General features: G+C 71.0%; 26 protein-coding genes and 3 pseudogenes. 19 read left to right on the top strand and 10 right to left on the bottom strand.

Annotated elements, in window-relative coordinates; genetic code table 11:
- Positions 1–299 precede the first annotated feature (299 nt).
- From HF526_RS12975 to HF526_RS12960, 4 genes are read left to right on the top strand one after another with little or no spacing between them, the layout of a single operon-like run.
- The gene (locus HF526_RS12975) at positions 300–1,217 is read left to right on the top strand and encodes an SDR family oxidoreductase (protein WP_169381662.1); all 918 of its coding nucleotides are present in this window, start codon (positions 300–302) and stop codon (positions 1,215–1,217) included.
- A complete protein-coding gene (locus HF526_RS35335; protein WP_338051450.1) occupies positions 1,214–2,440 on the top strand; it encodes an FAS1-like dehydratase domain-containing protein in 1,227 nt (408 codons plus the stop codon). Before HF526_RS12975 ends, HF526_RS35335 begins: the two co-directional genes overlap by 4 nt.
- Positions 2,437–3,588, top strand: a complete 1,152-nt coding sequence (locus HF526_RS12965; RefSeq protein WP_169381661.1) for an acyl-CoA dehydrogenase family protein — start codon at positions 2,437–2,439, stop codon at positions 3,586–3,588. The genes HF526_RS35335 and HF526_RS12965 overlap by 4 nt, the downstream gene beginning before the upstream one ends.
- A complete protein-coding gene (locus tag HF526_RS12960; protein WP_169381660.1) occupies positions 3,585–4,355 on the top strand; it encodes an enoyl-CoA hydratase-related protein in 771 nt (256 codons plus the stop codon). The genes HF526_RS12965 and HF526_RS12960 overlap by 4 nt, the downstream gene beginning before the upstream one ends.
- A gap of 60 nt (positions 4,356–4,415) precedes the next feature.
- On the opposite strand, the pseudogene HF526_RS37400 reads toward HF526_RS12960, so the two are convergent.
- Positions 4,416–4,517: pseudogene (locus HF526_RS37400) on the bottom strand (hypothetical protein); the annotation flags it as partial.
- Between the two features lie 199 nt (positions 4,518–4,716).
- Here HF526_RS37400 and HF526_RS12950 point away from each other — a divergent pair.
- The 3 genes from HF526_RS12950 to HF526_RS12940 are packed head-to-tail and all read left to right on the top strand — an operon-like array spanning position 4,717 to position 6,481.
- Entirely contained in the window at positions 4,717–5,355 is a 639-nt protein-coding gene (locus HF526_RS12950; RefSeq protein ID WP_169381659.1) for a histidine phosphatase family protein, read from the top strand.
- A gap of 22 nt (positions 5,356–5,377) precedes the next feature.
- Positions 5,378–5,569 (top strand): ferredoxin, encoded by a 192-nt coding sequence (locus HF526_RS12945; protein ID WP_169381658.1) that lies wholly within the window; start codon positions 5,378–5,380, stop codon positions 5,567–5,569.
- A 42-nt stretch (positions 5,570–5,611) separates the two neighbouring features.
- Positions 5,612–6,481, top strand: coding sequence for a MaoC family dehydratase (locus HF526_RS12940; protein WP_169381657.1), 870 nt, complete (start codon positions 5,612–5,614; stop codon positions 6,479–6,481).
- Positions 6,482–6,878: 397 nt separating this feature from the next.
- On the opposite strand, the gene HF526_RS37395 is transcribed toward HF526_RS12940, so the two are convergent.
- Both HF526_RS37395 and HF526_RS37390 read right to left on the bottom strand, forming a co-directional pair.
- A complete protein-coding gene (locus HF526_RS37395) occupies positions 6,879–7,184 on the bottom strand; it encodes a hypothetical protein (RefSeq protein ID WP_420821614.1) in 306 nt (101 codons plus the stop codon).
- Between the two features lie 52 nt (positions 7,185–7,236).
- Positions 7,237–7,515: pseudogene (locus HF526_RS37390) on the bottom strand (thiolase family protein); the annotation flags it as partial.
- 118 nt (positions 7,516–7,633) lie between these two features.
- Here HF526_RS37390 and HF526_RS12930 point away from each other — a divergent pair.
- The 4 genes from HF526_RS12930 (at position 7,634) to HF526_RS12915 (ending at position 11,494) form a co-directional block, all read left to right on the top strand.
- The gene (locus tag HF526_RS12930; protein WP_169381656.1) at positions 7,634–8,200 is read left to right on the top strand and encodes a nuclear transport factor 2 family protein; all 567 of its coding nucleotides are present in this window, start codon (positions 7,634–7,636) and stop codon (positions 8,198–8,200) included.
- A 26-nt stretch (positions 8,201–8,226) separates the two neighbouring features.
- A complete protein-coding gene (fabG, locus tag HF526_RS12925; RefSeq protein WP_169381655.1) occupies positions 8,227–8,982 on the top strand; it encodes a 3-oxoacyl-ACP reductase FabG in 756 nt (251 codons plus the stop codon).
- Between the two features lie 99 nt (positions 8,983–9,081).
- A complete protein-coding gene (locus HF526_RS12920) occupies positions 9,082–10,605 on the top strand; it encodes an AMP-binding protein (RefSeq protein ID WP_338051449.1) in 1,524 nt (507 codons plus the stop codon).
- A 46-nt stretch (positions 10,606–10,651) separates the two neighbouring features.
- Positions 10,652–11,494, top strand: coding sequence for an SDR family oxidoreductase (locus HF526_RS12915; RefSeq protein WP_169381653.1), 843 nt, complete (start codon positions 10,652–10,654; stop codon positions 11,492–11,494).
- Positions 11,495–11,748: 254 nt separating this feature from the next.
- Here HF526_RS12915 and HF526_RS35330 read toward each other — a convergent pair whose 3' ends face one another.
- The 5 genes and pseudogenes from HF526_RS35330 to HF526_RS12890 form a co-directional block, all read right to left on the bottom strand.
- Positions 11,749–12,066 carry an SDR family oxidoreductase gene (locus tag HF526_RS35330; protein WP_211177136.1) on the bottom strand — a complete coding sequence of 106 codons (318 nt, stop codon included), beginning with the start codon at positions 12,064–12,066 and terminating at the stop codon, positions 11,749–11,751.
- Positions 12,063–12,308 carry a zinc-binding dehydrogenase gene (locus HF526_RS12905; RefSeq protein ID WP_169381651.1) on the bottom strand — a complete coding sequence of 82 codons (246 nt, stop codon included), beginning with the start codon at positions 12,306–12,308 and terminating at the stop codon, positions 12,063–12,065. Before HF526_RS12905 ends, HF526_RS35330 begins: the two co-directional genes overlap by 4 nt.
- Before the next feature lie 536 nt (positions 12,309–12,844).
- A pseudogene (locus HF526_RS12900) lies at positions 12,845–13,286 on the bottom strand (CoA transferase); the annotation flags it as partial.
- 127 nt (positions 13,287–13,413) lie between these two features.
- Positions 13,414–14,139: a tyrosine-protein phosphatase gene (locus HF526_RS12895; RefSeq protein WP_169381650.1), complete on the bottom strand. Its 726-nt coding sequence runs from the start codon at positions 14,137–14,139 to the stop codon at positions 13,414–13,416.
- Positions 14,140–14,771: 632 nt separating this feature from the next.
- Positions 14,772–15,362: a TetR family transcriptional regulator gene (locus HF526_RS12890; RefSeq protein ID WP_169381649.1), complete on the bottom strand. Its 591-nt coding sequence runs from the start codon at positions 15,360–15,362 to the stop codon at positions 14,772–14,774.
- 42 nt (positions 15,363–15,404) lie between these two features.
- Between HF526_RS12890 and HF526_RS12885 the strand changes: the two genes are divergently transcribed.
- The 3 genes from HF526_RS12885 to HF526_RS12875 all read left to right on the top strand — a co-directional run bounded on the left by HF526_RS12885 (position 15,405) and on the right by HF526_RS12875 (position 18,923).
- Positions 15,405–15,980, top strand: coding sequence for a TetR/AcrR family transcriptional regulator (locus HF526_RS12885; protein WP_169381648.1), 576 nt, complete (start codon positions 15,405–15,407; stop codon positions 15,978–15,980).
- A 269-nt stretch (positions 15,981–16,249) separates the two neighbouring features.
- Positions 16,250–17,884: a PEP-utilizing enzyme gene (locus tag HF526_RS36905; protein ID WP_169381647.1), complete on the top strand. Its 1,635-nt coding sequence runs from the start codon at positions 16,250–16,252 to the stop codon at positions 17,882–17,884.
- 34 nt (positions 17,885–17,918) lie between these two features.
- Positions 17,919–18,923: a hypothetical protein gene (locus HF526_RS12875; RefSeq protein WP_169381646.1), complete on the top strand. Its 1,005-nt coding sequence runs from the start codon at positions 17,919–17,921 to the stop codon at positions 18,921–18,923.
- A gap of 139 nt (positions 18,924–19,062) precedes the next feature.
- On the opposite strand, the gene HF526_RS12870 is transcribed toward HF526_RS12875, so the two are convergent.
- Complete coding sequence (locus HF526_RS12870) at positions 19,063–19,968, bottom strand: alpha/beta fold hydrolase (protein ID WP_169381645.1); 906 nt, start codon at positions 19,966–19,968, stop codon at positions 19,063–19,065.
- Between the two features lie 143 nt (positions 19,969–20,111).
- Here HF526_RS12870 and HF526_RS12865 point away from each other — a divergent pair, with 143 nt between their 5' ends.
- Entirely contained in the window at positions 20,112–20,417 is a 306-nt protein-coding gene (locus tag HF526_RS12865; protein WP_211177135.1) for an enoyl-CoA hydratase/isomerase family protein, read from the top strand.
- Positions 20,418–20,565: 148 nt separating this feature from the next.
- Here HF526_RS12865 and HF526_RS12860 read toward each other — a convergent pair whose 3' ends face one another.
- Positions 20,566–21,699 carry a thiolase family protein gene (locus HF526_RS12860; RefSeq protein ID WP_169381644.1) on the bottom strand — a complete coding sequence of 378 codons (1,134 nt, stop codon included), beginning with the start codon at positions 21,697–21,699 and terminating at the stop codon, positions 20,566–20,568.
- 86 nt (positions 21,700–21,785) lie between these two features.
- On the opposite strand from HF526_RS12860, the gene HF526_RS34600 reads away from it, so the two are divergent.
- The 4 genes from HF526_RS34600 (at position 21,786) to HF526_RS12845 (ending at position 25,289) form a co-directional block, all read left to right on the top strand.
- Positions 21,786–21,971: a hypothetical protein gene (locus HF526_RS34600; protein WP_211177134.1), complete on the top strand. Its 186-nt coding sequence runs from the start codon at positions 21,786–21,788 to the stop codon at positions 21,969–21,971.
- A gap of 70 nt (positions 21,972–22,041) precedes the next feature.
- Positions 22,042–22,254 (top strand): hypothetical protein, encoded by a 213-nt coding sequence (locus HF526_RS34595; protein WP_211177133.1) that lies wholly within the window; start codon positions 22,042–22,044, stop codon positions 22,252–22,254.
- Positions 22,251–23,006: a 3-oxoacyl-ACP reductase FabG gene (fabG, locus tag HF526_RS12850; RefSeq protein ID WP_169381643.1), complete on the top strand. Its 756-nt coding sequence runs from the start codon at positions 22,251–22,253 to the stop codon at positions 23,004–23,006. Before HF526_RS34595 ends, fabG (HF526_RS12850) begins: the two co-directional genes overlap by 4 nt.
- Positions 23,007–23,405: 399 nt before the next feature.
- Entirely contained in the window at positions 23,406–25,289 is a 1,884-nt protein-coding gene (locus HF526_RS12845) for a 2-oxoacid:acceptor oxidoreductase subunit alpha (RefSeq protein ID WP_169381642.1), read from the top strand.
- Positions 25,290–25,386: the final 97 nt, after the last annotated feature.

The following is a 25,386-nucleotide window of genomic DNA, read 5'->3' as shown; positions in this document are numbered from 1 at the left end:
TTCTGGTGGTGAAGTCCGTGGTGCCGGGTGCCACTCCCGTCGACACTCGACGCCTGAATGGTAGAGGACTAGAGTATATCGGGAAAGTAGCCCTCCCGAGGTGCGTGGGAGTCACCGTCGTTGCAGGATCCAGCGCGGCGCGGCTCCCCGAAACTCTAGAGGGCTACTGTCAAGGCAACGAGCAACGAGCACGTAGATCCCGCTGCACGGCCGGCATCCGTCGCGCTGGGCGGGCCCGCGTCAGGCAGCGACGACGCCGCCGGTGTCGCCGCCTCGCGGAATGACGACGAGGAGTTCGAATGGGGAGTCTGGACCAGCTGGTCGCCGTGGTGACGGGCGCAGGGCGCGGCATCGGGCGCGAGCACGCGCTGTTGCTGGCCGCCGAGGGCGCAGCCGTCGTCGTCAACGACCTGGGCGGTGCGAAGGACGGCACCGGCGCCGAGGGCAGCCCTGCCGAGCAGGTCGCCCAGGAGATCCGCGACGCGGGCGGCCGGGCGGTCGCCAACGGCGACGACGTGTCGGACCCCGCCGGCGCACAGCGCATCATCGACGCCGCGGTGACCGAGTTCGGCAAGCTCGACATCCTGGTCAACAACGCCGGCATCCTGCGCGACCGGGTTCTCGTGAACCTCGCCGAGGAGGACTGGGACGTCGTGGTGAAGGTCAACCTCAAGGGGACCTTCCTGCTCACCAAGGCCGCCGGCAACCACTGGCGCGAGCGCAGCAAGGGCGGCGAGCAGGTGCAGGCCGCGGTGGTCAACACCACCAGCGAGTCCGGCGTGTTCGGCAACCCCGGCCAGGCCAACTACGCGGCCGCCAAGGCCGCCGTCGCGTCGCTGACCCAGGTCGCGTCCAAGGAGCTGGGCCGGTACGGCGTGCGCGTCAACGCCATCGCGCCGCAGGCGCGCACCCGCCTCACCGAGGGTGCGTTCGGCGACGCCCTGGCCGCGAAGGAGGGCGCCTTCGACCGGTGGGACCCGGCCAACGTCTCGCCGTTCGTCGCCTTCCTGGCGAGCCCGGCGTGCGAGCTGACGGGCGAGGTCTTCATCGTGGGCGGCAGCCGCGTCCAGCGCGTGCGGCCGTGGGAGCGTGACCCGGAGTGGAAGTTGCAGACTGAGGGTCGGTGGACGGTCGAGGGCCTGGCGAAGGCCGCTGCCGACGCCGGTGTGCCGCAGGGCGACAAGTGGACCGCCAACCCGGGCAAGGCCGCCAAGTGACCACGACCGAGGAGAAGACCGACCGCTCGCCGGAGCCTGCCGGCCCCGCCGAGGCGCGCATGCCGGAGGCGGTGATCGACGACGCGATGATGGAGTCGATGCGCGCCAAGATCGGCGTCGACCTGCGCATCGCGCACTCGGTGAACAACGAGGAGGCCACCCGCATCGCGGTGGCCAAGTTCGCCGGCGGTATCGGCGACATCAACGAGCTGTGGACCGACGCCGAGCGCGGCCGGGCGTCGGACTACCGCGGCCCGGTGGCGCCACCGTCGTTCGTGATCGGCTGCTTCTCCGGGATCCAGTTCGGCTGGCCGGGCCTGGGGTCGTTCCACTCGTCCACCGACATGGACCTGCTCGCGCCGATCTACTGGGGCGACACGATCACCGCGGCCTGCCGCTACGACGGCTTCACGGGCCCGCGTCCGTCGAAGTTCGCCGGGCGGATGGTGACCGACCACTTCACCAACACCTACCGCAACCAGCACGGCGAGACGGTCGCGGAGATCCGCTGGCAGGTGGTCAACTACGAGCGGGCCACCGCCCGCAGCACCAAGGGCAACCGCAAGCCGCTGACCATCCCGCACCCCTGGACGCCGGAGGAGATCGAGAGGGTCGAAGCGCAGGTCCTGGCGGAGAAGCCACGCGGCGCCGAGCCCCGCTACTACGAGGACGTCCAGGTCGGCGACGCGCTGTCGAGCCTGACCAAGGGCCCGATCGGGCTGACCGACGAGGTGGCGTTCATCGCCGGCGGCGGGACCCCGATCCCGCGGCTGAAGGCGCACGCGTCGTCGTTGGTCGACTACGCGGCGCACCCGGCATGGTCCTTCCGCGACCCGGTGACCGGGGCGCAGGAGCCGATCTACGCCGTGCACTACAACCAGGCCGCAGCCAACGCGATGGGCGTCGCCTACCAGTACGACGTCGGCTTCCAGCGACAGTGCTGGCAGATCCAGCTGATGACGCACTGGGTGGGCGACGCCGGCTGGGTGAAGCACCTCGAGTCGCAGTACCGCGGGTTCGTCTACCTGTCCGACGTGGTCGAGCTGGGTGGCGAGGTCATCGGCAAGGAGGTGTCGCAGGACGGGGAGCACCTCGTGCACGTCACGACGTTCGCCCGCAACCAGCGCGGCGACGACGTGATGCCGGGCAAGGCCACTGTCGCGCTGCCCTCGCGCGAGTCCACGCTCACCCCCGTCGCGCGCCGGGCCCGGGACACGTCGTGAGCCTGCTGAGCGAGGAGCAGGTCGAACTGCGCGCCGCGGTGGCCCGCTGCGTCGAGCGCAGCGACGGCCCCCGCCCGTACCTGGTGGGCGAACCGGGCACCGAACAGCCGTGGGACGCCGAGCTGTGGCGCGTCCTCGGCACCGAGGTCGGCGTCGCGGGGCTGGTCGTACCCGAGGAGCTCGGCGGATCGGGCGCGCGGATCGCCGATCTGGCGGTCGTCGCCGAGGCGCTGGGCGGCGGGCTCGCACCGGTGCCGTTCTTCGGCACGGTGGCGCTCGCCACCTCGGCGCTGCTCGTGCACGCCGGGGACGAGGTCGCGCGCGAGGTGCTCGGCCGCATCGCCGCGGGCGACACGACCGCCACGCTCGCCTACTGCGAGGACCCCGGCTCCTGGGAGATCGACGAGGCCGCGGCCGCCGCGGCCACCGTCGCGACCCGCGAGGGTGACGCGTGGCGGGTCACCGGGCGAGGCGCGTTCGTCGTCGACGCGGCGACCGCGGACGTGGTCCTCGTGCCGGCGCGCACCGAGGCGGGCATCGGGCTGTTCGAGGTGGACGGCTCCGCGGACGGGGTCACCCGCCGCCAGTCGGCCTCGCTGGACCTGACCCGGCCGCTGGGCTCGATCGAGCTCGACGGCGCCCCGGCCCGACTGATCGGGGCGGAGTCGGGCGCGGAGGCCCGGTTGCGCACGGCGCTCGACCTCGCCCTGGTCGTGCTGGCCGCCGAGCAGGTCGGCGGCATGCAGCGTTGCCTGGACGGCGCGGTGGAGTACGCGAAGCAGCGGGTGCAGTTCGACCGGCCGATCGGCAGCTTCCAGGCGATCAAGCACAACCTGGTCGACGTGCTGCTGAAGGTCGAGATGGCCCGCTCGGCGGCCGAGGCGGCGACCGCCGCGGCCGACGCGTACCTCGCCGAGCCGGGGGAGGAGACCGCGCGTCGGCTCTCTGTCGCCGCCAGCCTCGCCAAGTCGACCTGCTCCGACGCGTTCATGCACACCGCGGAGGAGACCCTGCACGTCTACGGCGGCACCGGCTTCACCTGGGAGCACGACGCGCACCTGCACTACCGCCGGGCGAAGGCGTCGGAGCTGTTCCTCGGCACCGCGGTCCAGCACCGCGAGCGGCTCGCCGTGGGGGCCGGGCTGTGAGCGAGGCCGAGGAACTGGTCCTGGTCGAGCGGGCCGAGGGTGTCGTGACGGTCACGCTGAACCGGCCGAAGCGGAAGAACGCGATCACCCGCGGGCTCGTCGAGCAGCTGATCGCCGCTCTGGAGGAAATCGCCCGGACCCCCGAGGACCGGGCCCTCGTTCTGACGGGCAGTGGCGGCGCGTTCTGCTCCGGAATGGACCTCGCCTCCCCGCTGGAGCCGGACGTGCTGACCTTCATGCAGCGGATCGGGTACCTGTGCGGCCTGCTGCACGACCTGCCGCGGCCTACGATCGCGAAGGTCGCGGGCCCGGCGATGGGGTTCGGCTGCAACCTCGCCTTCTGCTGCGACCTGGTCGTGGCGGGGGAGGGGGCCGTCTTCGGCGAGATCTTCGCCCAGCGCGGCATCGCACTGGACGGGGGCGCGTCGTGGTCGCTGCCGCGGCTGATCGGTCTGCAGAAGGCGAAGGAGCTGGTCTTCTTCGGCGAGCAGGTCACGGCTCCGGAGGCGGAGCGGATCGGGCTGGTCAACCGGGTCGTGCCGGACTCCGCGCTCGACGAGGCGGTGGCGGAGTGGGCCCAGCGCCTGGCCGACGGCCCGACGTTGGCGCTGTCGATGATGAAGGCCTCGCTGAACAGCTCGTTCGAGACCGACTTCCGCCGGGCGCTCGAGGGCGAGGCGCTCAACCAGTCGGTGGCGTTCCGCACTGCGGAGGCCAAGGAGGCGGGCAAGGCGTTCATGGAGCGCCGCGAGCCCCGCTTCCGCTGACACCCACGACCCAGGCTCCGGGCCCGCGGGTCCGGAGCCTGTGTCGTCTCGTACGGCGGCTCAGCCGACGGTGACCGTCCCGGTGCTCCCGCCGACCGTGATGACGGTGCCGGAGGCCGGCCGCTGGGTGGCTCCCGTGCAGGACAGCACGCATGGGATCCCGAGCTCGCGGCTGCGATGCCATTTAGTCCATGACTGGACTGTCTACGCATGGAGGCCCTCGATATCCGCGAGCCGCACGTGCGGCGGGGCGTGAAGGTCGTCCACGGGATGGTGCGGGCCTGATATAGTCTAGAAGTCGAGTATTCGGCCGCGGTGTCCGGCCGGCTCGGCGCCCATCCCGGTGACCGGAGAGGACGACATGGAACTCACCCTGGTGCGGCACGGCGAGCCTGTCCGCGGGGCGGATGCGCAGGCCCGGTTCGACCCGGGGCTCAGCGAGCGCGGCCGGGCCGAGGTCCGACGCGTGGCGGAGTTCCTCGCCGGCGAGCACCACGACGCGGTCTACGTGTCACCGCTGCGGCGCGCCCGGGAGACCGCGGAACCGATCGCCGAGCTCACGGGGCTGCAGCCCGTCGTCGAGGACGGTCTCGCCGAGTTCGACCGCAAGGTCGGCTACACGCACTTCGAGGACCTGCGGGACAGCGGCGACCCCCGGTACGCGGCCTACCTCGCCGCGGACCTCAGCCCCTGGGAGACGGACGCCGAGACCTTCCGCCGGGAGATCCTGGCCGCGGTCGACGGCATCGTCGAGCGGCACCCCGGGCAGCGCGTCCTGCTCGTCACGCACGGCGGCGTGGAGAACGTGTTCCTCGCCGCCCTGCTCGACATTCCCGGGATGGCCTTCCACGCGCCGGCCTACGCCTCGATCAGCCGTGTGCTGGCCGGTTCGGGCGGCCGCCGCACCCTCATCAGCATCAACGAGACCGGGCACCTGCGCGGCATCCGCGCCGAAGGCTCCGGCGAACAGCCCGCGCCAGCCGGCTCGGTGTCCCGGTGACCCCGTCGAAGGAAGGACGACCATGAAGGTCAGCTCCGTTCCGGACCGCTGCTGCGGGTCCGGGGTGTGCGTCGAGATCGCCCCCGAGGTCTTCGACCTCGACGACGACGGCTTCGTCCAGGTGCTGGCGGAGGCGCCGGCACCAGAGCACGAGTCCGCGACGCGCGACGCGGCCACCAGGTGCCCGACCATGGCGATCGTCGTCGACGACTGATCCTCGCATTCCAGCCATCCGCACGACCACGACGAGGTGACCATGGGCATCAAGGCGGACAGTCTCGGCGCCACCGCCGGACCGAAGGACGTCAGCTGGACCGACCGGGAGACCCTGCTCTACGCGCTGGGTCTGGGAGCGGGCCCCGAGGACCTGGCGTTCGTCACCGAGAACTCGCACGACCTGCCGCAGCAGGTGCTGCCGACGTTCGCGGTCATCGTCGCCGCCGGATTCGACGCCCTGCCGAAGATCGGCCGGCCGAACTGGGGTCGGATGCTGCACGGCTCGCAGGAGATTCGGGTGCACCGGCCGCTGCCGGCCGCCGGCTCGCTGGCGGTGACCTCCGAGATCGGCGAGCTTCAGGACAAGGGCGAGGGCAAGAACGCCGTCGCGTCACTGATCGGCCGCGGTGTCGACCCGGAGACGGGCGAGCTCGTCGTGGAGACCGTGACCACGCTGGTGTTCCGCGGCGAGGGCGGGTTCGGCGGCGAGCCGGGGGCGAAGGCCGATCCGGTCGTCATCCCGGACCGCGCGCCCGACGCCCGGCGCTCCCAGGAGACGGACGCGCGGCTCCCGCTGATCTACCGGCTCTCCGGGGACCGGAACCCGCTGCACAGCGACCCGTGGTTCGCGCGCGAGAAGGCCGGTTTCCCCGGTCCGATCCTGCACGGGCTGTGCACCTACGGGATCGCGGGGCGTGCCCTGGTGGCGGATTTCGCCGACGGCGACCCGGACCGGATCGGTTCCATCGCGGCCCGGTTCACCTCGCCCGCCTTCCCCGGCGACACCCTCACCACGCTGATCTGGAAGCTGGACGACGGGACCGCCGTCTTCCGCACCGAGGCGACCGGCCCGGACGGGGCCGAGCCGCGCGTGGTGCTGGACGGCGGCCGGGCCACCCTGCGCGGCTGACCCCGGCCGGGGGTGGGGCTTGGCGGTCCCGCCCCCTTCGATCAACCGCCCGGCTCGCGGAGCAGGTCCCGGATCGTGGCTGCCTGCTCGGCGCAGCCCAGGTGCGCCACGTAGGCCGTCCCCCTTCCGGATCGACCCGCTAGTCACTCTAAGCCTGGATGGTCGGGTGCGCGTGTATCGGTTCTCGCGCTCGACGTCGCCCGGTCCCGAGGCGGCTGTCTGCGCACAGCCGGATCGTGCCGGAGACGTTCAACGCCTGTGGCGTGGCGGTCGATGTGGCGGAGAGGTGCTGCGGGTACGGACGTGCTCCTCCTGCAGTGCCAGTGGGCCTCGTCGCCCGTGGACGGGCGGCGCCTCAGTGCCGCGTCACGGCGCCGGGCACCGGGCTGCCTGGGCGTCATGATGACGACGAGCCGGTCCTGTGCGCTCTGTGCATCCGCCTGCACATCGGCCTCCGACTTCCGGTGGCCCCTCGGCCCGTCCACGCCCTCCCGAGCTGTCGCCGCCGGAAAGTGAAGGAATGGCTGGTGGAGCCGGGGTCCCGGCTCCGACCCGGGGTCGCTCGGAGCAGCTCGAGGATGGTCGCGTCGGCTATCCCGCCGCCCTCGCACATCGTCTGGAGGCCGTACCGGATGCCGCTGTCCGGCATGTGATGGACGAGCCGCGTGGCCAGCACGGCACCCGACCCGCCGAGCGGGTGCACGACGGCGATCGCCCCGCCGAGCGGGTTGGTGCGCTTCGGGTCGGCGCCGGTCTCGGCTGGAGCCGCACTGCCGGTCGACGATCGTGGCCGGGGTCGACGCGGGCCAGCCGGCGGCGAGGACGGCCGTGCGGCCGATGTTGTTGGTCTGCTCGCCCGTCTGCGTGACGCAACCCCGTGCCACGTCGTCGATCACGCCGGGCTCCACGCCGGTGCGCTCGACCAGCTTGCGCAGGACGAATGCGGAGAGCTCGGCGGGGTGGACGTCGGCCAGCCCACCTTTGCGGCGACCCACCGGGGTCCTGACCGCACCGACGATCACTGCAACACGCATCGCTCGTACCTCCGTGGGTCCTGACGTCCCGCAGGTCGTTCACCCAGGAAGTAGGTAGCTGGATTGTTTGCGACTAGAATATTGGCGGCACCCGGTCGACGACGAGGTGAGGTGTGACATGACCACGGCCACCGAGCTGCATCCCGCGGCGAAGGCGAGCTGGAAGCTGCTCGCGGACCGCGTCGAGCAGGAGCGCGACCCCCGGCACCGAGCCAACCTCGAGGTCGTCGCCAGGCACGTCGAGGAGGAGGTGCGAGGCGACATGGACGCACTCATGGCCACGCTCGTGCCCGAGCCGCAGTACCGGATCTGGGGCGCGTCGTCGTCGACCGGACCCAAGGGACACGCCGAGGTGGTCGCCCATTACCAGGCGATGTTCGACAGCGGCAAGAGCAGGCTGGAGTACGAGGTGACCCGCGTGGTCGTCGATGACGACACCGTCGTCACTGAGGGCATCTTCCGGCACGCCTACACCGGCGCCACCCTGGCCGGCCGGGTCGTTGCGGCGGACGAGGTCGACCTCGAGCGGTGGTACCTCGTCGAGTACCACGCCCTCGTCGTCTGGCCGATCGGTGCGGACGGGCTGATCGAGGGCGAGGAGATCTACGCCGGCGAGCCCCCGCGCATCGTCCGGGCCCTCGAACCGGGCGAGTGCCCGCACCTGGGACCGGTGGACCGGTCCTGACACCACTCGACCAGGAGGGAACCCTCATGAGCGTTGCCCGCGTAGGGATCGTCACCGGCGCCGCCCGCGGAATCGGAGCGGCGACCGCGCACCGCCTGGCGTCCGACAGGGTGGCCGTGGCGGTCGTCGACCTCGACGAGCAGGCCGCCAAGGCGACGGTCGACGCGATCGCCGCCGCCGGCGGGCGGGCGCTCGCCGTGCAGGCGGACATCTCCGACGCGGCGCAGGTCGAGGCGGCCGTCGCACGCGTGGCCGAGGAGCTCGGTGCCCCGACGATCCTGGTCAACAACGCCGGGATCACCCGGGACAACCTGCTGTTCAAGATGACCGAGTCGGACTGGGACCAGGTCATGGGCGTGCACCTCAAGGGTGCGTTCCTGATGACCAAGGCCGTGCAGAAGCACATGGTCGACCAGCAGTGGGGCCGGGTCGTGAACATCTCATCCATCGCCGCGCTCGGAAACCGCGGGCAGGCGAACTACTCCACGGCCAAGGCGGGTCTGCAGGGGTTCACCAAGACGCTGGCCATCGAGCTCGGCAAGTTCGGCGTGACGGCGAACTGCATCGCTCCCGGCTTCATCGCGAGCGAGATGACCAAGTCGACGGCGGAGCGGCTCGGCGTGGACTGGGAGAAGTTCGTGGCGGCCAACGCGAAGCAGACGCCCGTGCAGCGGGTGGGCGAGCCGGACGACATCGCCAACGCGGTCTCGTTCCTGGTGGCGGAGGCATCCGGCTTCGTGTCCGGGCAGGTCCTCTACGTGGCCGGCGGCCCGGTGTCCTGAGCGCGGCCCGTCGAGATCCGGGCCCCGTCATCGAGCGGACTTGAATTCTCGACTTCCCGACCATCCCCGACAGCGACGAGCGACAGCGAGGTTGCCGACGTGTACCCCGGTACGCACGCCCGGACACGACCGAATCACCCTGCCATGATCATGGCCGGTTCCGGTGTGACGATTACCTACACCGAGCTCGACCGGCGGTCGAATCAGCTGGTCCACGCCCTGCGCGATGCCGGCTTGACCCTCGACGACACCGTGGCCGTGGTCGCGGAGAACCGGCTTGAATGGGCGGAGCTGATCTGGGCCGCACAGCGGTCGGGCCTCTGCCTGGCTCCCGTTCAGCGCCATCTCCGGGCGGATGACCTGGCCGCTGTTCTGGCCGAGGCCGGTGCCCGGGCCGTGGTCACCACACCGGTGCATGCGGATGCAGTGCGCGCCGCCCTCGACCAGCTGCCCGGCGTCACGGTCCGGCTGTGCATCGGTGGCGCACCGGGTTTCGACGACTACGCAACCACGATCGACCCGTACCCGGACGGCCCCGTGTCCGACGAACGGCTCGGCAGCCGGATGATGTTCAGTTCCGGTACGACCGGCCGCCCCAAGGGCATCCGGCACCCGCGGCTGGACGTCCATCCCGCCGACGCGCCACCCCACCTGGGCGGCTACACCGAGCTGTTCGGATTCGACGCCGACACGGTCTACCTGTCGCCCGCCCCGACCTACCACACGGCGCCGTTCCGCTTCGTGCTCGCCGTCCAGCAGCTGGGCGGCACCGTCGTGTGCCAGGAGTCCTTCGACCCCGAGGGCGCCCTCGCCGCGATCGAGCGGTACCGCGTCACGCACGCACAGTTCGTCCCGACGATGCTGACCCGGATGGTACGGCTGCCGGCCCTCGCGCGGGCGTCGTTCGATCTCTCGTCACTGCAGGTGGCCATCACCGGGGCGGCGCCGTGTCCGGCTGAGCTGAAACGGCAGATCATGGAGTGGTGGGGTCCGGTTCTGCACGAGCTCTACGGGGCGTCGGAGAGCTACGGCAACTGCCACATCGGCCCGCGGGACGGGATCGATCGGCCGGGGTCGGTCGGCCGGGCGCTCGTGGGACGGATCCACATCCTCGACCCGGACGACGCCGACGGTCCGGATCTGCAGGTCGGCGAGGTCGGGCAGATCTGGTTCGAGGGGACCCAGCCGTTCCACTACCGGGGTGACGAGGACAAGAACCGTATGGCACGCAACGACCGGGGCTGGTCCACCGTCGGCGACCTCGGCCGGACCGACGCCGACGGTTACCTGTACCTCGTCGGCCGGCGCGATCATGTGATCATCTCCGGTGGGGTGAACGTGCATCCGCAGCAGGCGGAGGAGCGCCTGGCGGAGCACCCGGCCGTGGCCGATGTCGCGGTGATCGGTGTGCCCGATGACGATCTCGGACAGCGGGTCCATGCGCTCGTCGTACCGTCCCTGGACGCGGTCGCGGGCCATGAGCTCGGTGCCGCGCTGCTGGGGTTCGCCCGGGCCGGCCTCCCGCGCCCGATGTGCCCCCGGTCGATCGAGTTCGTGAACACCCTGCCCCGAGGTGAGAACGGCAAGCTCTACAAGCGCGCGCTGAACAGTGCGACGCGCTGAGGACCGACGGCCGCCCCTCCGGAGGCCGCCGAACAGCGGAGGAACGATGCAGGACCTGGCAGGTAGAACGATCATCATGTCCGGCGGGAGCCGCGGCATCGGCCTCGCGATCGCGCTGCGCGCGGCCCGCGACGGAGCCAACGTCGCGATCCTGGCGAAGACCGCCGAGCCGCACCCGAAGCTGGAGGGCACGATCTACTCCGCCGCGGAGGAGATCGAGGCGGCCGGTGGCAAGGCGCTGCCGGTGGTCGGCGACGTTCGCGAGGAGGCCGACGTGCAGCGCGCGGTCGACGCCACCGTCGAAGCCTTCGGCGGGATCGACATCGTGGTCAACAACGCCTCGGCGTTGAACCTGGCTCGTACGACCGAGCTGTCGATGAAGGCCTATGACCTGATGCAGTCGATCAACACCCGGGGCACGTTCCTGTTGTCGAAGACGGCTATCCCGTATCTGGCGCAGGGTACGAACCCGCACATCCTGACCCTGTCCCCGCCGCTGGACCTGCGCCCCAAGTGGGCCGGGCAGTACCTCGGCTACACGCTGTCGAAGTACGGGATGAGCCTGTGCACCATCGGGCTCGCCGAGGAGTTGGCCGATCGGGGCATCGCGGCGAACTCGCTGTGGCCGCGCACGCTGATCGCGACAGCGGCGGTGCGCAATCTGCTGTCGGATGCGGCCGACCGCACGCGGAGCCCGCAGATCGTGGCCGATGCGGCGCACGCGATCCTCGTGCGGGACAGCCGCACCTGCACCGGCAACACGTTCATCGATGACGAGGTGCTCGCGGCCGAGGGCATCACGGACCTGTCGCGCTACCGGTCGGTCGAGCGCGACGAGGACCTCGAACTCGACCTGTTCGTGGACTCGGCCGCTCCCGCGGCCCACTGAACCCGATCGCTGCTGCCGGGGCTACTTGGCCCGCGCCGGTTTCGGCGGCGTGTCCGTGTCGCCAGCGGTGTTGGCGGTGTCGTCGCCAGTTGGCCCCAGATCAGCGGGCTGGTGAGGCGGCGGGCGGGTTCGATGGCCAGCCGGTTGAGTAGGCGGTGGATCTCGTTGCAGGTCAGGGCGATCAGCCCGGACGGTGTCGGATGGCGGGCGCCGCCACGAGATCCACCGGCGGGTTTGGTGCTCATCGAGCCCGGTCAGGCCTTCGCGGCGGGGGAGACCAGGTACCGTACGGCCTGCGCGACGTCCTCCGGTTGCCCGGGGGCGGCCCTGCGGTCCGTCGAGCCGGTGCGCAGGTCCGTGCGTTCGAGGTCACCCACCAGCTTGTCCCCGCCACCGTGGTCGACCTGGATGCTGCCGACCCGGATCGCGTTGCAGTGGACGCCGAGGTGGGCGTAGCCCCACGCGACCGAGCGGGTGAACGCCTCGAGCCCCACCCTTGCCGGCCGCGTAGGTGTCGAACCCGGGCATGGCCAGCAGCCGGTGATCGGGAGATCGGGCGTTCGCGTGGTCACGAACTCTCCTCGGGGATCAGGACGACCTTGCCGCGGATGCGACGGCCCTCGAGCAACCGGTGCGCCTCGGCTGCATCGACCAGGGGCAGGGTGCGTTCGACGTGCGGAGTGAGCCTGCCCGCGTCCACCTCGGACACGAGGGTGCGCAGGTCCTCGGATGAGGAGTGCAGGCCGAAGAAGGCGTAGCGCAGCCCGCGGGCGACGACCTGCGCGCCGCGGGCCACCGCCAGCTGCACCGCCATGTGTCCCACCCCGCCTGGACCCGCTCGACCTGCTCCGGCATTGCGCGGCGGAGCCGCCCCCGGTTCATGGTGCCGCGCTATCTCGAGTTCGTCGCCGAGCTGCCACGGACCCGACCCAGAAGATCCAGAAGAGCGTGTTGCGGCAGCGGTGTGGGGCCGGGCACCTGGGACCGTCGGGCGGCGGGGGTCGAGCTGCGGCGGCTCGTCCCCCGACCCCGGGAGGACGCGGCAGCGCTCGCCGACTGAGGACACCTTGCCTGCGCCCGCTGCCGGACGAGGCCCTGAGCGTACATGGAATACGTGAGAATCGGCATTACGTAGAGCCGTCGAATTCTTTTACTCTCGACTCTGGATCCGTCGAGAACTGTTTGTCGCCCTCTGTGATGCAAGTCATGCACGGAACAATTCTCCACGAGCATCGCGGCAATTCTCGGAGATCGCCGAAAAGAGTCGATCGATCATGACCGAACTGCTGAACTTCGTGGTTCTCGGCGTGGGCGTCGGGGCGATCTACGCCCTGATCGCGCTGCCCGGGCCGGGACCGTGGGGCGCTGACCCGTGAGTCCCACCACGTCCAGGGCGCCGGACAGGCCGATGAGTTGACGTCGTGCCCGGCCCGGTCGGCGAGCGGGCCGTCCTGGCCCCACCCGGTCATGCGGCCGTACGCGAGGCCAGGGTTGACGCGACGGCAGTCCTCGGGCCCGATGCCGAGCCGCTCGGCCACCCCGGGCCGGTTGCTCTCGACCAGCGCGTCCGCCCGCTCGACCAGCCGCAGCACCGTCGCGGCGCCGCGCGGAGCCTTGAGGTCCACGATCACGGACCGGCGCCCCGCGCGAGCGGCAACGGCGTCTCGAGACCACGGACCGGGCGGTCGACCCGCACCACGTCCGCACCCATGTCGGCGAGCATCATGCATGCGAACGGCGCCGGTGCCAGCCCCGCGATCTCGAGCACCCGAATTCCATCGAGTGGGCCCAAAAAGGCACCTCCGAACGCCGATTTTCCGGACGCGCGCCGTGCATTGTGGGGAACCGGGGCAGAGGTCCGAGCGTAACTTTCCGAGGCGATCACGACAATGTGCGGAATCGTCGGCGTGAACGGTCAATCAGCCGAGCTTGGCCCGCAGTCTCTTGACGGTCTCCTCCGAGAGTCCGGCGGCCCGGAGCGGAGCGAGCGGGGACCCGTGCTTGCGCGCCATGACGTCGAGGAAACCGGACATCGCCGCGGGCGGCGCCTCGAGCATCACGCCGTGGATCCGCGACAGCCCGATCGACACGCCGACCTCCTTGGCGATGCGGTGCATCGTGGGGAGGTTATCGTTGGTGCGGCCGAAGTCCTCGACGATCGCCGCGGGCTCGGCGCCGATCGCGGTCAGCACGAGGGCGATGACGATCCCCGTCCGGTCCTTGCCGTGGCTGCAGTGCACCAGCACGGGCGCGTCCGCGTCGGCGATGATCCGCAGCGCGTCGACGTAGGCGGCGGTCGAGGCGGCGACGCTGCGCGAGTACAGCCGGCCCATGCCGGCCGCGTCCGTGGGCAGGCCCTCGTCACCGAGCGCGTCGTAGAGGGTCAGGGGTACGGGGTGGTGGACGACGTCCTCCCGGACGACGAACGTGCCGAGTGTCCCCGCCCGCTCCAGCTCGTCGGCGTGGCGCAGGTCGATGACGTGCCGGATCCCGAACTCGGAGGTCAACCGGTCGCCCGAGACCCGGTCCCCACGGCCTGGGTCGTCGCTGCGGTAGAGCAGGCCGGGATGCACCGTGCCGCCCCCGACGAGGGGGAGACCGCCGAGGTCCCGCACGTTGCAGGGGAAGGTGAGGGGCGCGGTCATCCGGCGTTCCCGGCAGGCCTCGACATGGGCGTTCCCTTCGGTTCGCGGGTGCTCCCAAGTCTAGCCGCGATGGTCAAGGACACGAGTAGTAGCGCTCGTCTATGCCTGCGCCGCGGCCCTTCCGGGAGGCAGGATCCTGTCTCCTGAATCGAAGGTGCGGACCACGAAGGCACAGCTCACAGCCGTTCTGTCAGGCGCTCAGTCGCAAGTGTTGACTCTCGCCAACGGCCGTCACTACGTTGCTGAGCACTCGACCGATCGAGCCCTCTGACGCAGGGTCGAGGTCACGTACCGGTCCGCTTCGGACCTTTCGCGGTGAAGAAGCGACGACGCTCATGACAGCGGTTGACGACACCACGACCCGGCGGGACGCACGGGCCCCCGCCGAGGACTGGCTGGTCCGTTCGGACGCGCGCTCACGGCTGGCGGCGACCCGGAGGCCGCCGCCGCCCTGTTCGCCCTCGCCGCGAGCTGGCGGGACCTCCCAGGGTCCGGTGGCGGTGGAGAGGACGCCGACGATCGAGTCCGTGCGCGACGCCTGGGCGGCGATCTCCGCCGCGGAGCCGCTGGAGATCCTGGCCGACGTGCCTTCGGCGGGCCGGAGCCTGCAGCGCGCCCTGGGAATCTGACGGTCACACCTCGGCGGTCAGCAGCCTCTCCATCATGGAGGCCACGGCCTCGGTCATCTCCTCCGGCGTCGCCTCGGGGTAGAGGTCGCCCGCCAGCCAGTGCAGGGCGGCCACGTTGCCCGCGAGCACCGCCGTGCGTGCCGCGATCCGCTCCGTCGGGTCCGGCTCGCCCGCGTCGGCACGGTACCGGGCCGTGCCCGCCACGTGGCGGGCCACGAACTCGTCCCAGAGGCGCGCGATCGTCGGTGTGGTGCCCACGCTGAAGAGCCACAGCAGCCGGGCCCGTTCGGGGTGGGCCCGCGCCCAGGAGAACACGGTGCCGAGGATCTCCCGCAGTCCGCCCACGGGTGGGCCGTGCCGGTCGACCGCTGCGTCGACCTCGTCGCGTACCCGGCGGAACGCGGCGTGGAAGAGATCGTCCTTGCCGGGGAAGTGGTAGTAGAGCGCGCTGACCGCGAGCCCGCACTCCTCGGCGACGTCCTCCATGGTGACCGCGGCGTACCCGTCCCGACCGAAGCGTCGCACGGCCGCCTCGACCACCTCGTCCACCCGGGACGGACGGTTGGCGGGTCGGGCGCCGGGGGCCGCGGTCACGCGCCGACCGCCGTCCCTGGCCCTCGGGGCACAATGCGGCCCATGCGGAGTCCTAGTGGTCGCGGGGCGCACCGCCCGTCGCGGCGGGAGTCCGTCCTCGCTGCCGGCCTGGCCGAGTTCACGCAGCGAGGCTACTCGGCCACCGCCATGGGTTCGATCGCCGAGCGGGCCGGCATGTCGACGTCGTCGATCTACTACCACTTCCCGTCGAAGGACACGATCCTGCTCGAGCTGCTCAATCGGGCGGCCACATCGCTCCGGGAGACCGTCGCCGCCGTCGACCCGGGAGTGAACCGGACGGACACCGCGCGCCGGACGGCCGCCGCGTACGTCGGGTGGCTGATGCCGGACCCGCGGCGAGCCCTGCTGCTGCTCGGCAACGGTGTCGGCGGCACCGCGACGGTGGAGGCCGACCGTCGCGCGCACGACGTCGCGCTGACGCGGGCGGTCGCCGACCTGCTGCGGCGCGCCACCCCCACGGATGTCGACCTGCTCGTCGCCGCCACGGCGCTCGTGGTGCTCTTCGGCGAGCTGGCTCGCACCCAGGTCGACGACCCCGTGCCCGAGCCGCGGCTGAGGGCCGTCGCCGAGCGACTTGCGGCGCGTCTGGTCCCCTGATCCGGGTCCCTTCTTGCTTCGGCGTGGCGGGCGCCCTATCATCGGCCGCAGCACTTACTGGAGAAGAAATTCAGTAACTATCTCCGGCCGGTCTGGATGAGTCGTCGATGCCGCTGAGCTGCGGCATCGATCGGATCGCTGCGCGGTAATCGATTTTCCGTCCAATTCCGTCTTTTCCGAATCCGCTGCTCGGCACTTCTCAACGTGGAGGAGAAACGTGAACCGATACCGTTCCGGCCGCAGGCCGGGCCTCCTGGACGGCCCCCGGCGTGGGTGATCTCGACGCGGTCCCCGATCCCGTCCTGGCCGACACCGTGCGCGGCTCGTCCGAGCCCGACCGGTTCTGGACGCTGGCCAACACTGGTGAGGTGACCCCGGGCATCCTCTCGCCGCTGGACTGGAGCGTCTGGGACAACTTCGAGCTCGCCGTCCGGCAGGCGTGGTGCGACCTGGGGATCATGGCGCGGTCCGAGGTCTTCCTGCCCACCGATCCGAACATCCGCCAGACTGCGACCTTCTACGGCAGGCACGCGCTCAACGTCGACTACGTCCGCCGGCGGATGGGGTCGATCCCGGGTGCGTCACCGGACGACTTCGAGCGGGACACCTGTGGCAGCGTCCGCACCGGGCTGGCCACGGAGAAGCAGTCGAACCGCAGGCTGCCGTTCATGCTGGCGAAGCTGCCCGGCGCGTACCGCCGCTTGGACAGCGAGCTGCGCGCGCTGCACGTCGAGACGAAGTCCTGGTGGACCCGGGAGGTGCTGCACGGGCGCGCCGCGGGCGACCCCGTCGCCGACCTGCGGGCCGCCGGAGACCGCTTCCGCGCCACGATGCGCCTGCACATCCGGGTGCGGACGTTCATCACCGCGGTGCAGGGAGCCCTGGTGGACCTCGCGGCGTCAGCCGGTCACCCGGAGCTGGCGCTACCCCTGTTCGCGGGGTACGGGGACGTCACGGAGCTGTCGCTGGCCCGGGACATGCGCAGGCTGGGCCTGGGCGAGATCACCCCCGCGGACTTCGTCGCCGACTACGGCTACTACGGCCCCAACGAGGGCATGGTCTGGACGACCCCGTGGCGGGAGAACCCGGACGCCCTCCTCCCGAGGGCCCGCGCTCTTGCCGCCCGAGAGGACCCCGAGGCCCGGGAGCGCGCCGCCGTCGCCGCCAGAGTGGACGCCGAACGGCAGATCCTCGCCGCGATCGGGGCCGCGCGCCGCCCGCTCGCCCGGATCCTGTTCCGCCAGGCCGCCCGCCAGGTGCGCAACCTGGAGCTGGGCAAGAGCACCTACCACATGGCGATCGACGGCTGCCGGGCTGCGGCCCGCCGCGCGGGCGCCCGACTCGCGGCCGATGGCGTGGTGGACGACCCCGAGGACGTCTTCTTCTTCACCCTTTCCGAACTCGAGCAGCGCCCACCCGCGCGGGCCCGCGAGATCGTCGAGTACCGGCGGGCGTGCCGGAAGGAGTACGAGGCAATCGAGCTGCCGATGACGTTCACCGGTATGCCGGAGCCGCTCCTCGTCCCGGCGGACGCGGAGGATGTGGACGAGATCGTCGGCATCCCGGGCAGCGCCGGCGTCGTCGAGGGCCGGGTGCGGGTGGTCCACGACGCCGATGAGGGCGATGACCTGCTCGAGCCGGGGGAGATCCTGGTCTGCCGGGTGACGAACCCGAGCTGGACCCCGCTGTTCGCGCTGGTCGACGGCATCGTCATCGACATCGGCGGCCCCAACAGCCACGGCCCGATCATCGCCCGCGAGCTCGGCGTGCCGTGCGTGATCAACGTCGGGACGGGGACGACCGCGCTGCGCGACGGCGATCTCGTCCGCGTCGACGGCTCCGCAGGCCGGGTCACCCTGCTGTCCCGCGCCGGCCGGCCGGTGCAGCCCGCGACCTCTGTCTGAACCACCCATCCATCCATCTCAGGAGGACACACCCGTGCCACTGTTCGGCGATTTCGACCATCGAGTGGTCGTCGGCTCGTTCACACCCGATCCGGAGCGGATGCAGGTGGATCAGGAGCAGCACGGCCTCGGCCTTCAGGCGACCTGGCTCTATGGCTTCTTCCACGACGAGGACGGCCTGACCTACTGTTGCGAGCGCAAGTTCGTCGGGTCCTTGACCAGTGGGTGCTTCGTCATGACCCAGAACGGCGACCCGAGCCGCGAACTCGACGTGCACCCGGACTCCGGGCGCAGCGCCCGAGGCGAGCTCCGACGCGTGCTCGGCGGCGTCGAGCGGAAGTGGTCCGACCCGGTCTTCCAGCGGCTGCCGAAGGGCACCCTGCCCGAAGGCGAGCAGCCGATGACCCTGCACTGGACCGGCGACCGGCTCACCTACGACGAGGGTGACATCCTGCAGCTCGAGGGCGAGAGCGCGGGCAACGGCGTGCAGTTCTTCGTCCCGTCCCGGAAGCTGCCCCTGCTCTACACCTCGACCTGCTACTGGATGACCGGCGAGTTCCAGGGAAAGCGGGTCCAGGGTCCGATCTGGTTCGACAACGGCTACTGGCGGCACGGCATGGAGTGGAAGGAGTACGGCTACTTCAACGACCTGCAGATCATGTGGGGCGTGTTCTGCAACAAGTTCGCCGACGGCGGCTACGAGTGGGGCCACCTGGTGATGGGCCGCGAAGGCTTCACCCCGGGCGTGGTCGTCGAGGGCGACCAGGTGGCCGCCATGACACCGACCCTCGACGCCCGTTTCGACATGGACGGCGACGACTGGCCCAACTCCGCGACCTACGACGTCGCGGGCACCCAGTACGAGTTCGTCGGTCCGCAGACCGGGCGGATGACTGAGTTCTCCGAGTCCCGGTGGGCCAACTATCGGGCGCAGTACGGGCAGATCCGCCGGATCGGCGACGAGCGCGAGCTCGTCGACGGCCTGACCTGGCTCGAGGGCTTCGGCAACCGGGTGACCGAGGACGGCCTGCGCAAGTAGCGCTCAGCCGGCCGCGACGAGTCTCCGCCGCCAGTGACGAGGAGGGCGGCGGAGACTCCCGGTCCATCGGGAACTTGGACCGTGAACCGGATCGTCGCGCCTCCGCTCGTCCGGGTTCATTCTGTAGGCCGCGGCGAGGTCAGTGACGCAGCGCACTCGGCAGGGCAGCGACCCGCTCCTCGAGGAACCGCCGCAGGCCCCCGCTGAACACGTCGTTGTCGTCGCCCGCGACCATGTGTCCTGCCCCGCTGACGTCGATCTGCTCGGAGTGCGGGATCAGCGCACGGAGTTCGGCCGCGGACGCCTCGCTGACCACCCTGGACCGCACGCCACGGACGAGCAGCGTGGGAACGGAGATCCGGCGTGCCGCCTCTCGGGCCCGTCTGGACCGGTGCTCGTCGTCCGGCCGCTCCCGGCTCGGTTCGTCCCTGCCGTCGACGAACCGGGGGTCCCAGTGCCAGTACCAGCGCCCCTCGCGCAGGCGCAGGTTCTTGCGCAGGCCGTCGGTGGAGGCGGGCCGGGGTCGGTGCGGGTTGTAGGCGGCGACGGCGTCCGCGGCGTCCTCGAGCGAGGCGAACCCACCCAGACCACTGCGCATGAACGCCATGATCTCGGCGACGCCCTCCGGCTCGATCCGCGGCGTGACGTCGACCAGGACGATCCCGCGGGCGAGTCCGCAACCCTCACCCTCGGCGAGGAGCGCGGTGCTCCCGCCGAGCGAGGCGCCGACGAGGACCGGCTGGACGTCGAGCGCGGTGACGACCGCGCGCAGGTCGGCGACCAACGCGTCCATGGAGTAGTCGCCGTCGGCCGCCCAGCCGCTGTCGCCGTGCCCGCGGGCGTCGAGGGCGTAGGTGCTCCACCCCGCTCCGGCGAGTGCGCGGCCCGTCGTCCGCCAGGAGTGCCGGGTCTGGCCGCCGCCGTGCAGCAGGAGGACCGTGCCGTTCGATGGCGTACCGGAGGGCGGGTCCCAGCGGTCCGCTGCGAGGGTGATTCCGCCCGCGCCGGGGAAGGCGACCGGGTCGGCTGTGGTGGAGTCCGGCATGGAAGAAAGTCTAGAAGTAGATGGTCGTGGGCCCGGCCGGTACGTGACGAGGTCGTCGCCGATGGGTGCGTCCATACAGCGTGGGTGCTGGTCAGCATCGAGAGGCGTTCCATCAGAGAAAAGTCGTGAGTTAGAGTTTCGACGTGACGGACGACGACCGACCCGCGGTGAGCACGTCCCAGGACGAATCCGGGCTGCTGACGATCACCCTGGACCGCCCGCGGCGTCGCAACGCCCTGTCGCCCGCCGGCGTGCGGGATCTGTGCGCAGCCCTCGACGAGACCGACGATCGGGACGAGGTCCGCGCTGTCGTCCTCACCGGTGCGGGGTCGGCGTTCTCGGTCGGTGCCGACCTCAGCGGCGGCGGGGGCACGTTCGGATCGCGCGGCGGGAGCGGTGGCGCGCGGGACTGGCCTGCATCTGGTGGGCGGGCGAGTCCCAGGGACTGATCCGGGACATCCCGACCTGCGGCGAGCTGATCCCCCGCATCGTGCCGGACGCCGAGGAGATCATCGTCGGGCGGCTGGGCGGGATGGTCGGCGCCACTGTGTAGGCGGCCGGCGGGCCGGTGGGGAACACCCGCCGGCCCGTCGTGCATCACACGAGCTCGAGGATGGTCGCGTTCGCCATCCCGCCGCCCTCGCACATCGTCTGCAGGCCGTAGCGGATTCCGTTGTCCCGCATGTGGTGCACGAGCCGGCTGGCCAGCACGGCGCCCGAGCCGCCGAGCGGGTGGCCCACGGCGATGGCGCCCCCCAACGGGTTGGTGCGCTTCGGGTCCGCACCGGTCTCCGCCAGCCAGGCCAGCGGGACGGAGGCGAACGCCTCGTTCACCTCGAACGCGCCGATCTCGTCGATCCCGAGCCCGGACCTCGCGAGCGCCTTCGCCGTCGCGGGGATCGGCCCGGTCAGCATCATCACCGGGTCGCTGCCGACCACGACGGAGGTGTGCACCCGCACCAGCGGAGTCAGCCCCAGCTCGGCGGCCTTGTCGCTGGTGGTGACCAGCAGCGCCGCCGAGCCGTCCGAGATCTGGGACGAGTTCCCCGCGGTGATGAGGCCGTCCTCGGTGAAGGCCGGCTTCAGTCCGGCCAGCTTCTCCACGGTGGAGCCGCGGCGGATCCCCTCGTCGGAGGTCACGGACTCCCAGGTGGCGATCTGGGCGCTCAGGGCGCCGGAGTCGGTGGCGGCCGCGGCCCGCTCGTGCGACTCGACGGCGTACTCGTCGAGCTGGGTCCGGGAGAAGCCCCACCGTGTGGCGATCTGCTCGGCCCCGATGCCCTGGTTGAAGTCGACGCCGTAGCGCTCCTTCACCGACGGTGGCACCGGAAAGCCGGGGCCCTGCCGGACCGTCGTGCCCATCGGGACCCGGGTCATCGACTCGACACCGCCCGCGATCGCAACGTCGTAGTGCCCGGCGACCACGCCCGCAGCGGCAAAGTGAAGGGCCTGCTGGCTCGACCCACACTGGCGGTCGACCGTCGTGCCCGGAATGTGCTCGGGCCAGCCCGCCGCCAGCACCGCGGTACGGGCGATGTTGTTCGTCTGCTCACCGGTCTGGGTGACGCAGCCCCAGATCACGTCGTCCACGGTGCCGGGCTCGATCCCGGCCCGTGTGACGAGCTCGCGGAGCACGAAGGCGGACAGCTCGGCCGGGTGGACCTCGGAGAGGCCGCCCTTGCGCTTCCCGATGGGTGTCCGCACCGCTGCGGCGATCACCGCGTCTCGCATCGCTTCTCCTTGGGGCAAAGGTAGGCAACTGGAATATCTATGACTAGAATAAACTGAGCACGAGCCACGACAAGGTGAGGTGCGACATGACGGCTGCCACCGACCTGCATCCGGACGCGCGGGCGAGCTGGCGACTTCTCGCCAAGCGCATCACACAGGAGCAGGATCCCCGCCGTCGGGCCCACATCGAGGTCGTCGCGCGGCACGTCGAGGAGGAGGTCCGGGGTGACCTGGACGCCCTCATGGCAATGCTCGTGCCCGAGCCGCGCTAACGATCTGGGGCGCATCGTCCTCGTCGGTCGGGCCCCAGGCCACGCCGAGGTCGTCGCCCACTACGAGGCGATGTCCGCCAGCGGCAAGAGCCGGTTGGAGTACGAGGTCACCCGCGTCACCGTGGACGACGACAGCGTGGTCACCGACGGCGATTTCCGGCACGCCTACCAGGGATCTTCTCGGGCGAGCCGCCCCGTGTCGTCCGGGCCCTGGCCCCGGGTGAGCACCCCCACCTCGGCCCGGTCGACCGGGCCTGAGCACTGCGAACAGGAGAACGAGTGACCATGAGCGCTCCCCGTACCGCGATCGTGACCGGCGCGGCCCGCGGCATCGGCGCGGCCACCGCGACCCGGCTGGCCGCCGACGGCTTCGCCGTCGCCGTCGTCGACCTGGACGAGACCGCCGCGAAGGCGACCGTCGACGGCTTCGACGGCGGACCCGGCTTGGCCGTACAGGCCGACGTCTCGGATGCGGCGGCGGTGGATGCCGCGGTGGCTCGGGTGGCCGAGGAGCTGGGCGCTCCGACGGTGCTGGTCAACAACGCCGGCATCACCCGGGACAACCTGCTGTTCAAGATGACCGAGTCGGACTGGGACGCGGTGATGGGAGTGCACCTGAAGGGCGCGTTCCTGATGACCAAGGCCGTGCAGAAGCACATGGTGGAGCAGCAGTTCGGCCGCGTCGTGAACATCTCCTCCATCGCCGCCCTCGGCAACCGTGGCCAGTCGAACTACTCCACGGCGAAGGTGGGGCTGCAAGGCTTCACCAAGACCCTCGCCATCGAGCTCGGCAAGTTCGGGGTCACCGCGAACTGCATCGCTCCTGGCTTCATCGCCAGCGAGATGACCAAGGCGACTGCCGAGCGGATCGGTGTGGACTGGGAGAAGTTCGTCGAGGCGAATGCGAAGCAGACCCCCGTGCAGCGGGTCGGGGAGCCGGCCGACATCGCCAACGCCGTGTCGTTCCTGGTCGCGGAGGCGTCCGGCTTCGTGTCGGGGCAGGTGCTCTACGTCGCCGGGGGCCCGGTCAACTGACCTGGACATGAACGAAACGGGCCCGGGTGGCTGGAATCGCTCCGGATGGAGGTGCCGGACCTGGAGTACTGGATCCGGATCTTCGAACCGTTGCTGCCTCCGCCCGGCTTCGAGCGCCGTACGGGCTTCGACGGCGAGAGCACGTGTGCCATGGCCTTGCACCACGCAGGACTTGTCGTCATGGGGGTCGACCGGCCCCGGCGGAGCCCGCCGCGGCCGGACCGGGACGAGCGCTCGGCCCGTGGGATCGCGCAGGCCCTGACCGAAGTCCGGCCGGAGCGAGGCCCAGGCTCTGCCTGAGGCGGGGCCCTCGTTCCGCACGACTCCCTCGGTCGCCTCGTCCCATGAGATCGGATCGCCGCTGAGCGCCTGCTCACGGCCGCAGGAAGGAACACAACGATGCCGCCCACGACGTCGTCGCCAGAGGTCCTCGCGAAGGACCGGGTGGTCATTCGGTTCGCGGGTGACTCCGGTGACGGGATGCAGCTCACCGGTGACAGGTTCACCTCCGAGACCGCGACCTTCGGCAACGACCTCTCGACGCTGCCGAACTTCCCCGCCGAGATCCGGGCGCCTGCCGGGACGTTGCCGGGGGTGTCGTCGTTCCAGTTGCATTTCGCGAACTATGACATCCTGACCCCCGGCGACCGCCCGGACGTGCTGGTGGCGATGAACCCCGCGGCGCTCAAGGCGAACATCTCAGACCTGCCCAAGGGCGGGGTGATCATCGTCAACACCGACGAGTTCACCAAGCGGAACCTGACCAAGGTCGGGTACGGGTCCAACCCGCTCGAGGATGACTCCCTCGCCGACTTCGCGGTGCACCAGGTCGCCATGGCCACGCTGACCAAGGGGGCGCTGGAGTCCACCGGGCTGAGCAAGAAGGACGCCGAGCGGGCCAAGAACATGTTCGCTCTGGGCCTGCTGTCCTGGATGTATCACCGACCGCACGAGGGCACCGAACGGTTCCTGCGGGAGAAGTTCTCGAGGAAGCCCGACATCGCCGAGGCGAACATCCTGGCCTTCCGCGCCGGACACGCCTACGGCGAGACCACCGAGGCGTTCGCGGTCACCTACGAGGTCGCCCCGGCCAAGCTCGTCCCGGGCAGCTACCGGCAGATCACCGGGAACATCGCGCTGGCCTACGGGATCGTGGCGGCCGGGCGGACCACCGGGCTGCCGGTGTTTCTGGGCTCGTACCCGATCACCCCGGCCTCGGACATCCTCCACGAACTGTCGCGTCACAAGGCCTTCGGCGTCACCACGTTCCAGGCCGAGGACGAGATCGCCGGCGTCGGCGCCGCCCTCGGCGCCTCGTTCGGTGGGGCGCTCGGGGTGACCACCACCAGCGGTCCTGGTGTCGCGCTCAAGGCCGAAACCGTGGGTCTGGCGGTGGCCCTGGAACTGCCGCTGCTGGTGATCGACGTCCAGCGTGGTGGCCCGTCCACCGGGCTGCCGACCAAGACCGAGCAGGCCGACCTGCTGCAGGCGATGTTCGGGCGCAACGGCGAAGCCCCGGTGCCGATCATCGCGCCCCGGTCCCCGGGGGACTGTTTCCACGCCGCGATCGAGGCGGCCGCGATCAGCGTCAAGTACCGGACCCCCGTGATGGTCCTCTCCGACGGGGCGCTGGCCAACGGCTCCGAACCGTGGAAGATCCCCGACGCCGACACCCTCGAGTCGGTCGATCCCGGCTTCGCGACCGGACCCAACGCCCCGAATGGGTCCGGGGAGTTCTGGCCGTATCTGCGTGACGCCGACACCCTGGCCCGGCCGTGGGCGGTGCCCGGCACCCCGGGGTTGGAGCATCGCATCGGGGGCCTGGAGAAGGCCGACGGGCGCGGTTCGATCTCCTACGACCCGGACAACCACGACCGGATGGTCCGGCTGCGCCAGGCCAAGATCGACGGCATCCCGGTGCCGGACCTGACGGTCTCCGACCCCTCCGGCGAGGCGGACGTGCTCGTCGTCGGCTGGGGGTCGACCTACGGGCCCATCGAGGCGGGCGCGCGGCGCGTGCGGAACCTGGGCCACAAGATCGCCACCGCACACATCCGGCACCTCAACCCGCTGCCCGCCAACCTCGCCGACGTGCTCGCCCGGTACCGCACGGTGCTGGTGCCGGAGATGAACCTGGGCCAGCTGGCGCTGCTGCTGCGCGCCCGCTACCTGGTCGACGTCAAGTCCTACACCAAGGTTTCCGGCCTGCCGTTCAAGGCCGAGGAGCTCCAGGACGTGTTCCTGGACTATCTAAACGCAGCTGAGCAAGGGGTGCTCGCATGACCGACGACGCACTCGTTCCCGCGGAGGAGACATCATGACCGCGCTGGATCTGGGGCTGCCCACGATCGGTGGCCTGGACGGGGTTCCGACCACCACC

Origin of the sequence: Pseudonocardia acidicola (genome assembly GCF_012911935.1) — a bacterium.
Classification (GTDB): Bacteria; Actinomycetota; Actinomycetes; order Mycobacteriales; family Pseudonocardiaceae; genus Pseudonocardia; species Pseudonocardia acidicola.
Note: the sequence above shows the minus strand (reverse complement) of the source record. Positions and strands in the feature narration are given on the sequence as shown.

Coding starts and splice junctions, on each gene's coding strand:
- HF526_RS34600 (WP_211177134.1), top strand. CDS start 21,786: ATGACGGCTGCCACCGACCTGCATCCGGACGCGCGGGCGAGCTGGCGA.
- HF526_RS12870 (WP_169381645.1), bottom strand. CDS start 19,968: ATGCCGGACTCCACCACAGCCGACCCGGTCGCCTTCCCCGGCGCGGGC.
- HF526_RS34595 (WP_211177133.1), top strand. CDS start 22,042: ATGTCCGCCAGCGGCAAGAGCCGGTTGGAGTACGAGGTCACCCGCGTC.
- HF526_RS12885 (WP_169381648.1), top strand. CDS start 15,405: ATGCGGAGTCCTAGTGGTCGCGGGGCGCACCGCCCGTCGCGGCGGGAG.
- HF526_RS12950 (WP_169381659.1), top strand. CDS start 4,717: ATGGAACTCACCCTGGTGCGGCACGGCGAGCCTGTCCGCGGGGCGGAT.
- HF526_RS12940 (WP_169381657.1), top strand. CDS start 5,612: ATGGGCATCAAGGCGGACAGTCTCGGCGCCACCGCCGGACCGAAGGAC.
- HF526_RS12975 (WP_169381662.1), top strand. CDS start 300: ATGGGGAGTCTGGACCAGCTGGTCGCCGTGGTGACGGGCGCAGGGCGC.
- HF526_RS12930 (WP_169381656.1), top strand. CDS start 7,634: ATGACCACGGCCACCGAGCTGCATCCCGCGGCGAAGGCGAGCTGGAAG.
- HF526_RS12915 (WP_169381653.1), top strand. CDS start 10,652: ATGCAGGACCTGGCAGGTAGAACGATCATCATGTCCGGCGGGAGCCGC.
- HF526_RS12860 (WP_169381644.1), bottom strand. CDS start 21,699: ATGCGAGACGCGGTGATCGCCGCAGCGGTGCGGACACCCATCGGGAAG.
- HF526_RS12845 (WP_169381642.1), top strand. CDS start 23,406: ATGCCGCCCACGACGTCGTCGCCAGAGGTCCTCGCGAAGGACCGGGTG.
- HF526_RS12945 (WP_169381658.1), top strand. CDS start 5,378: ATGAAGGTCAGCTCCGTTCCGGACCGCTGCTGCGGGTCCGGGGTGTGC.
- HF526_RS12905 (WP_169381651.1), bottom strand. CDS start 12,308: ATGGCGGTGCAGCTGGCGGTGGCCCGCGGCGCGCAGGTCGTCGCCCGC.
- fabG (WP_169381655.1), top strand. CDS start 8,227: ATGAGCGTTGCCCGCGTAGGGATCGTCACCGGCGCCGCCCGCGGAATC.
- HF526_RS12895 (WP_169381650.1), bottom strand. CDS start 14,139: ATGACCGCGCCCCTCACCTTCCCCTGCAACGTGCGGGACCTCGGCGGT.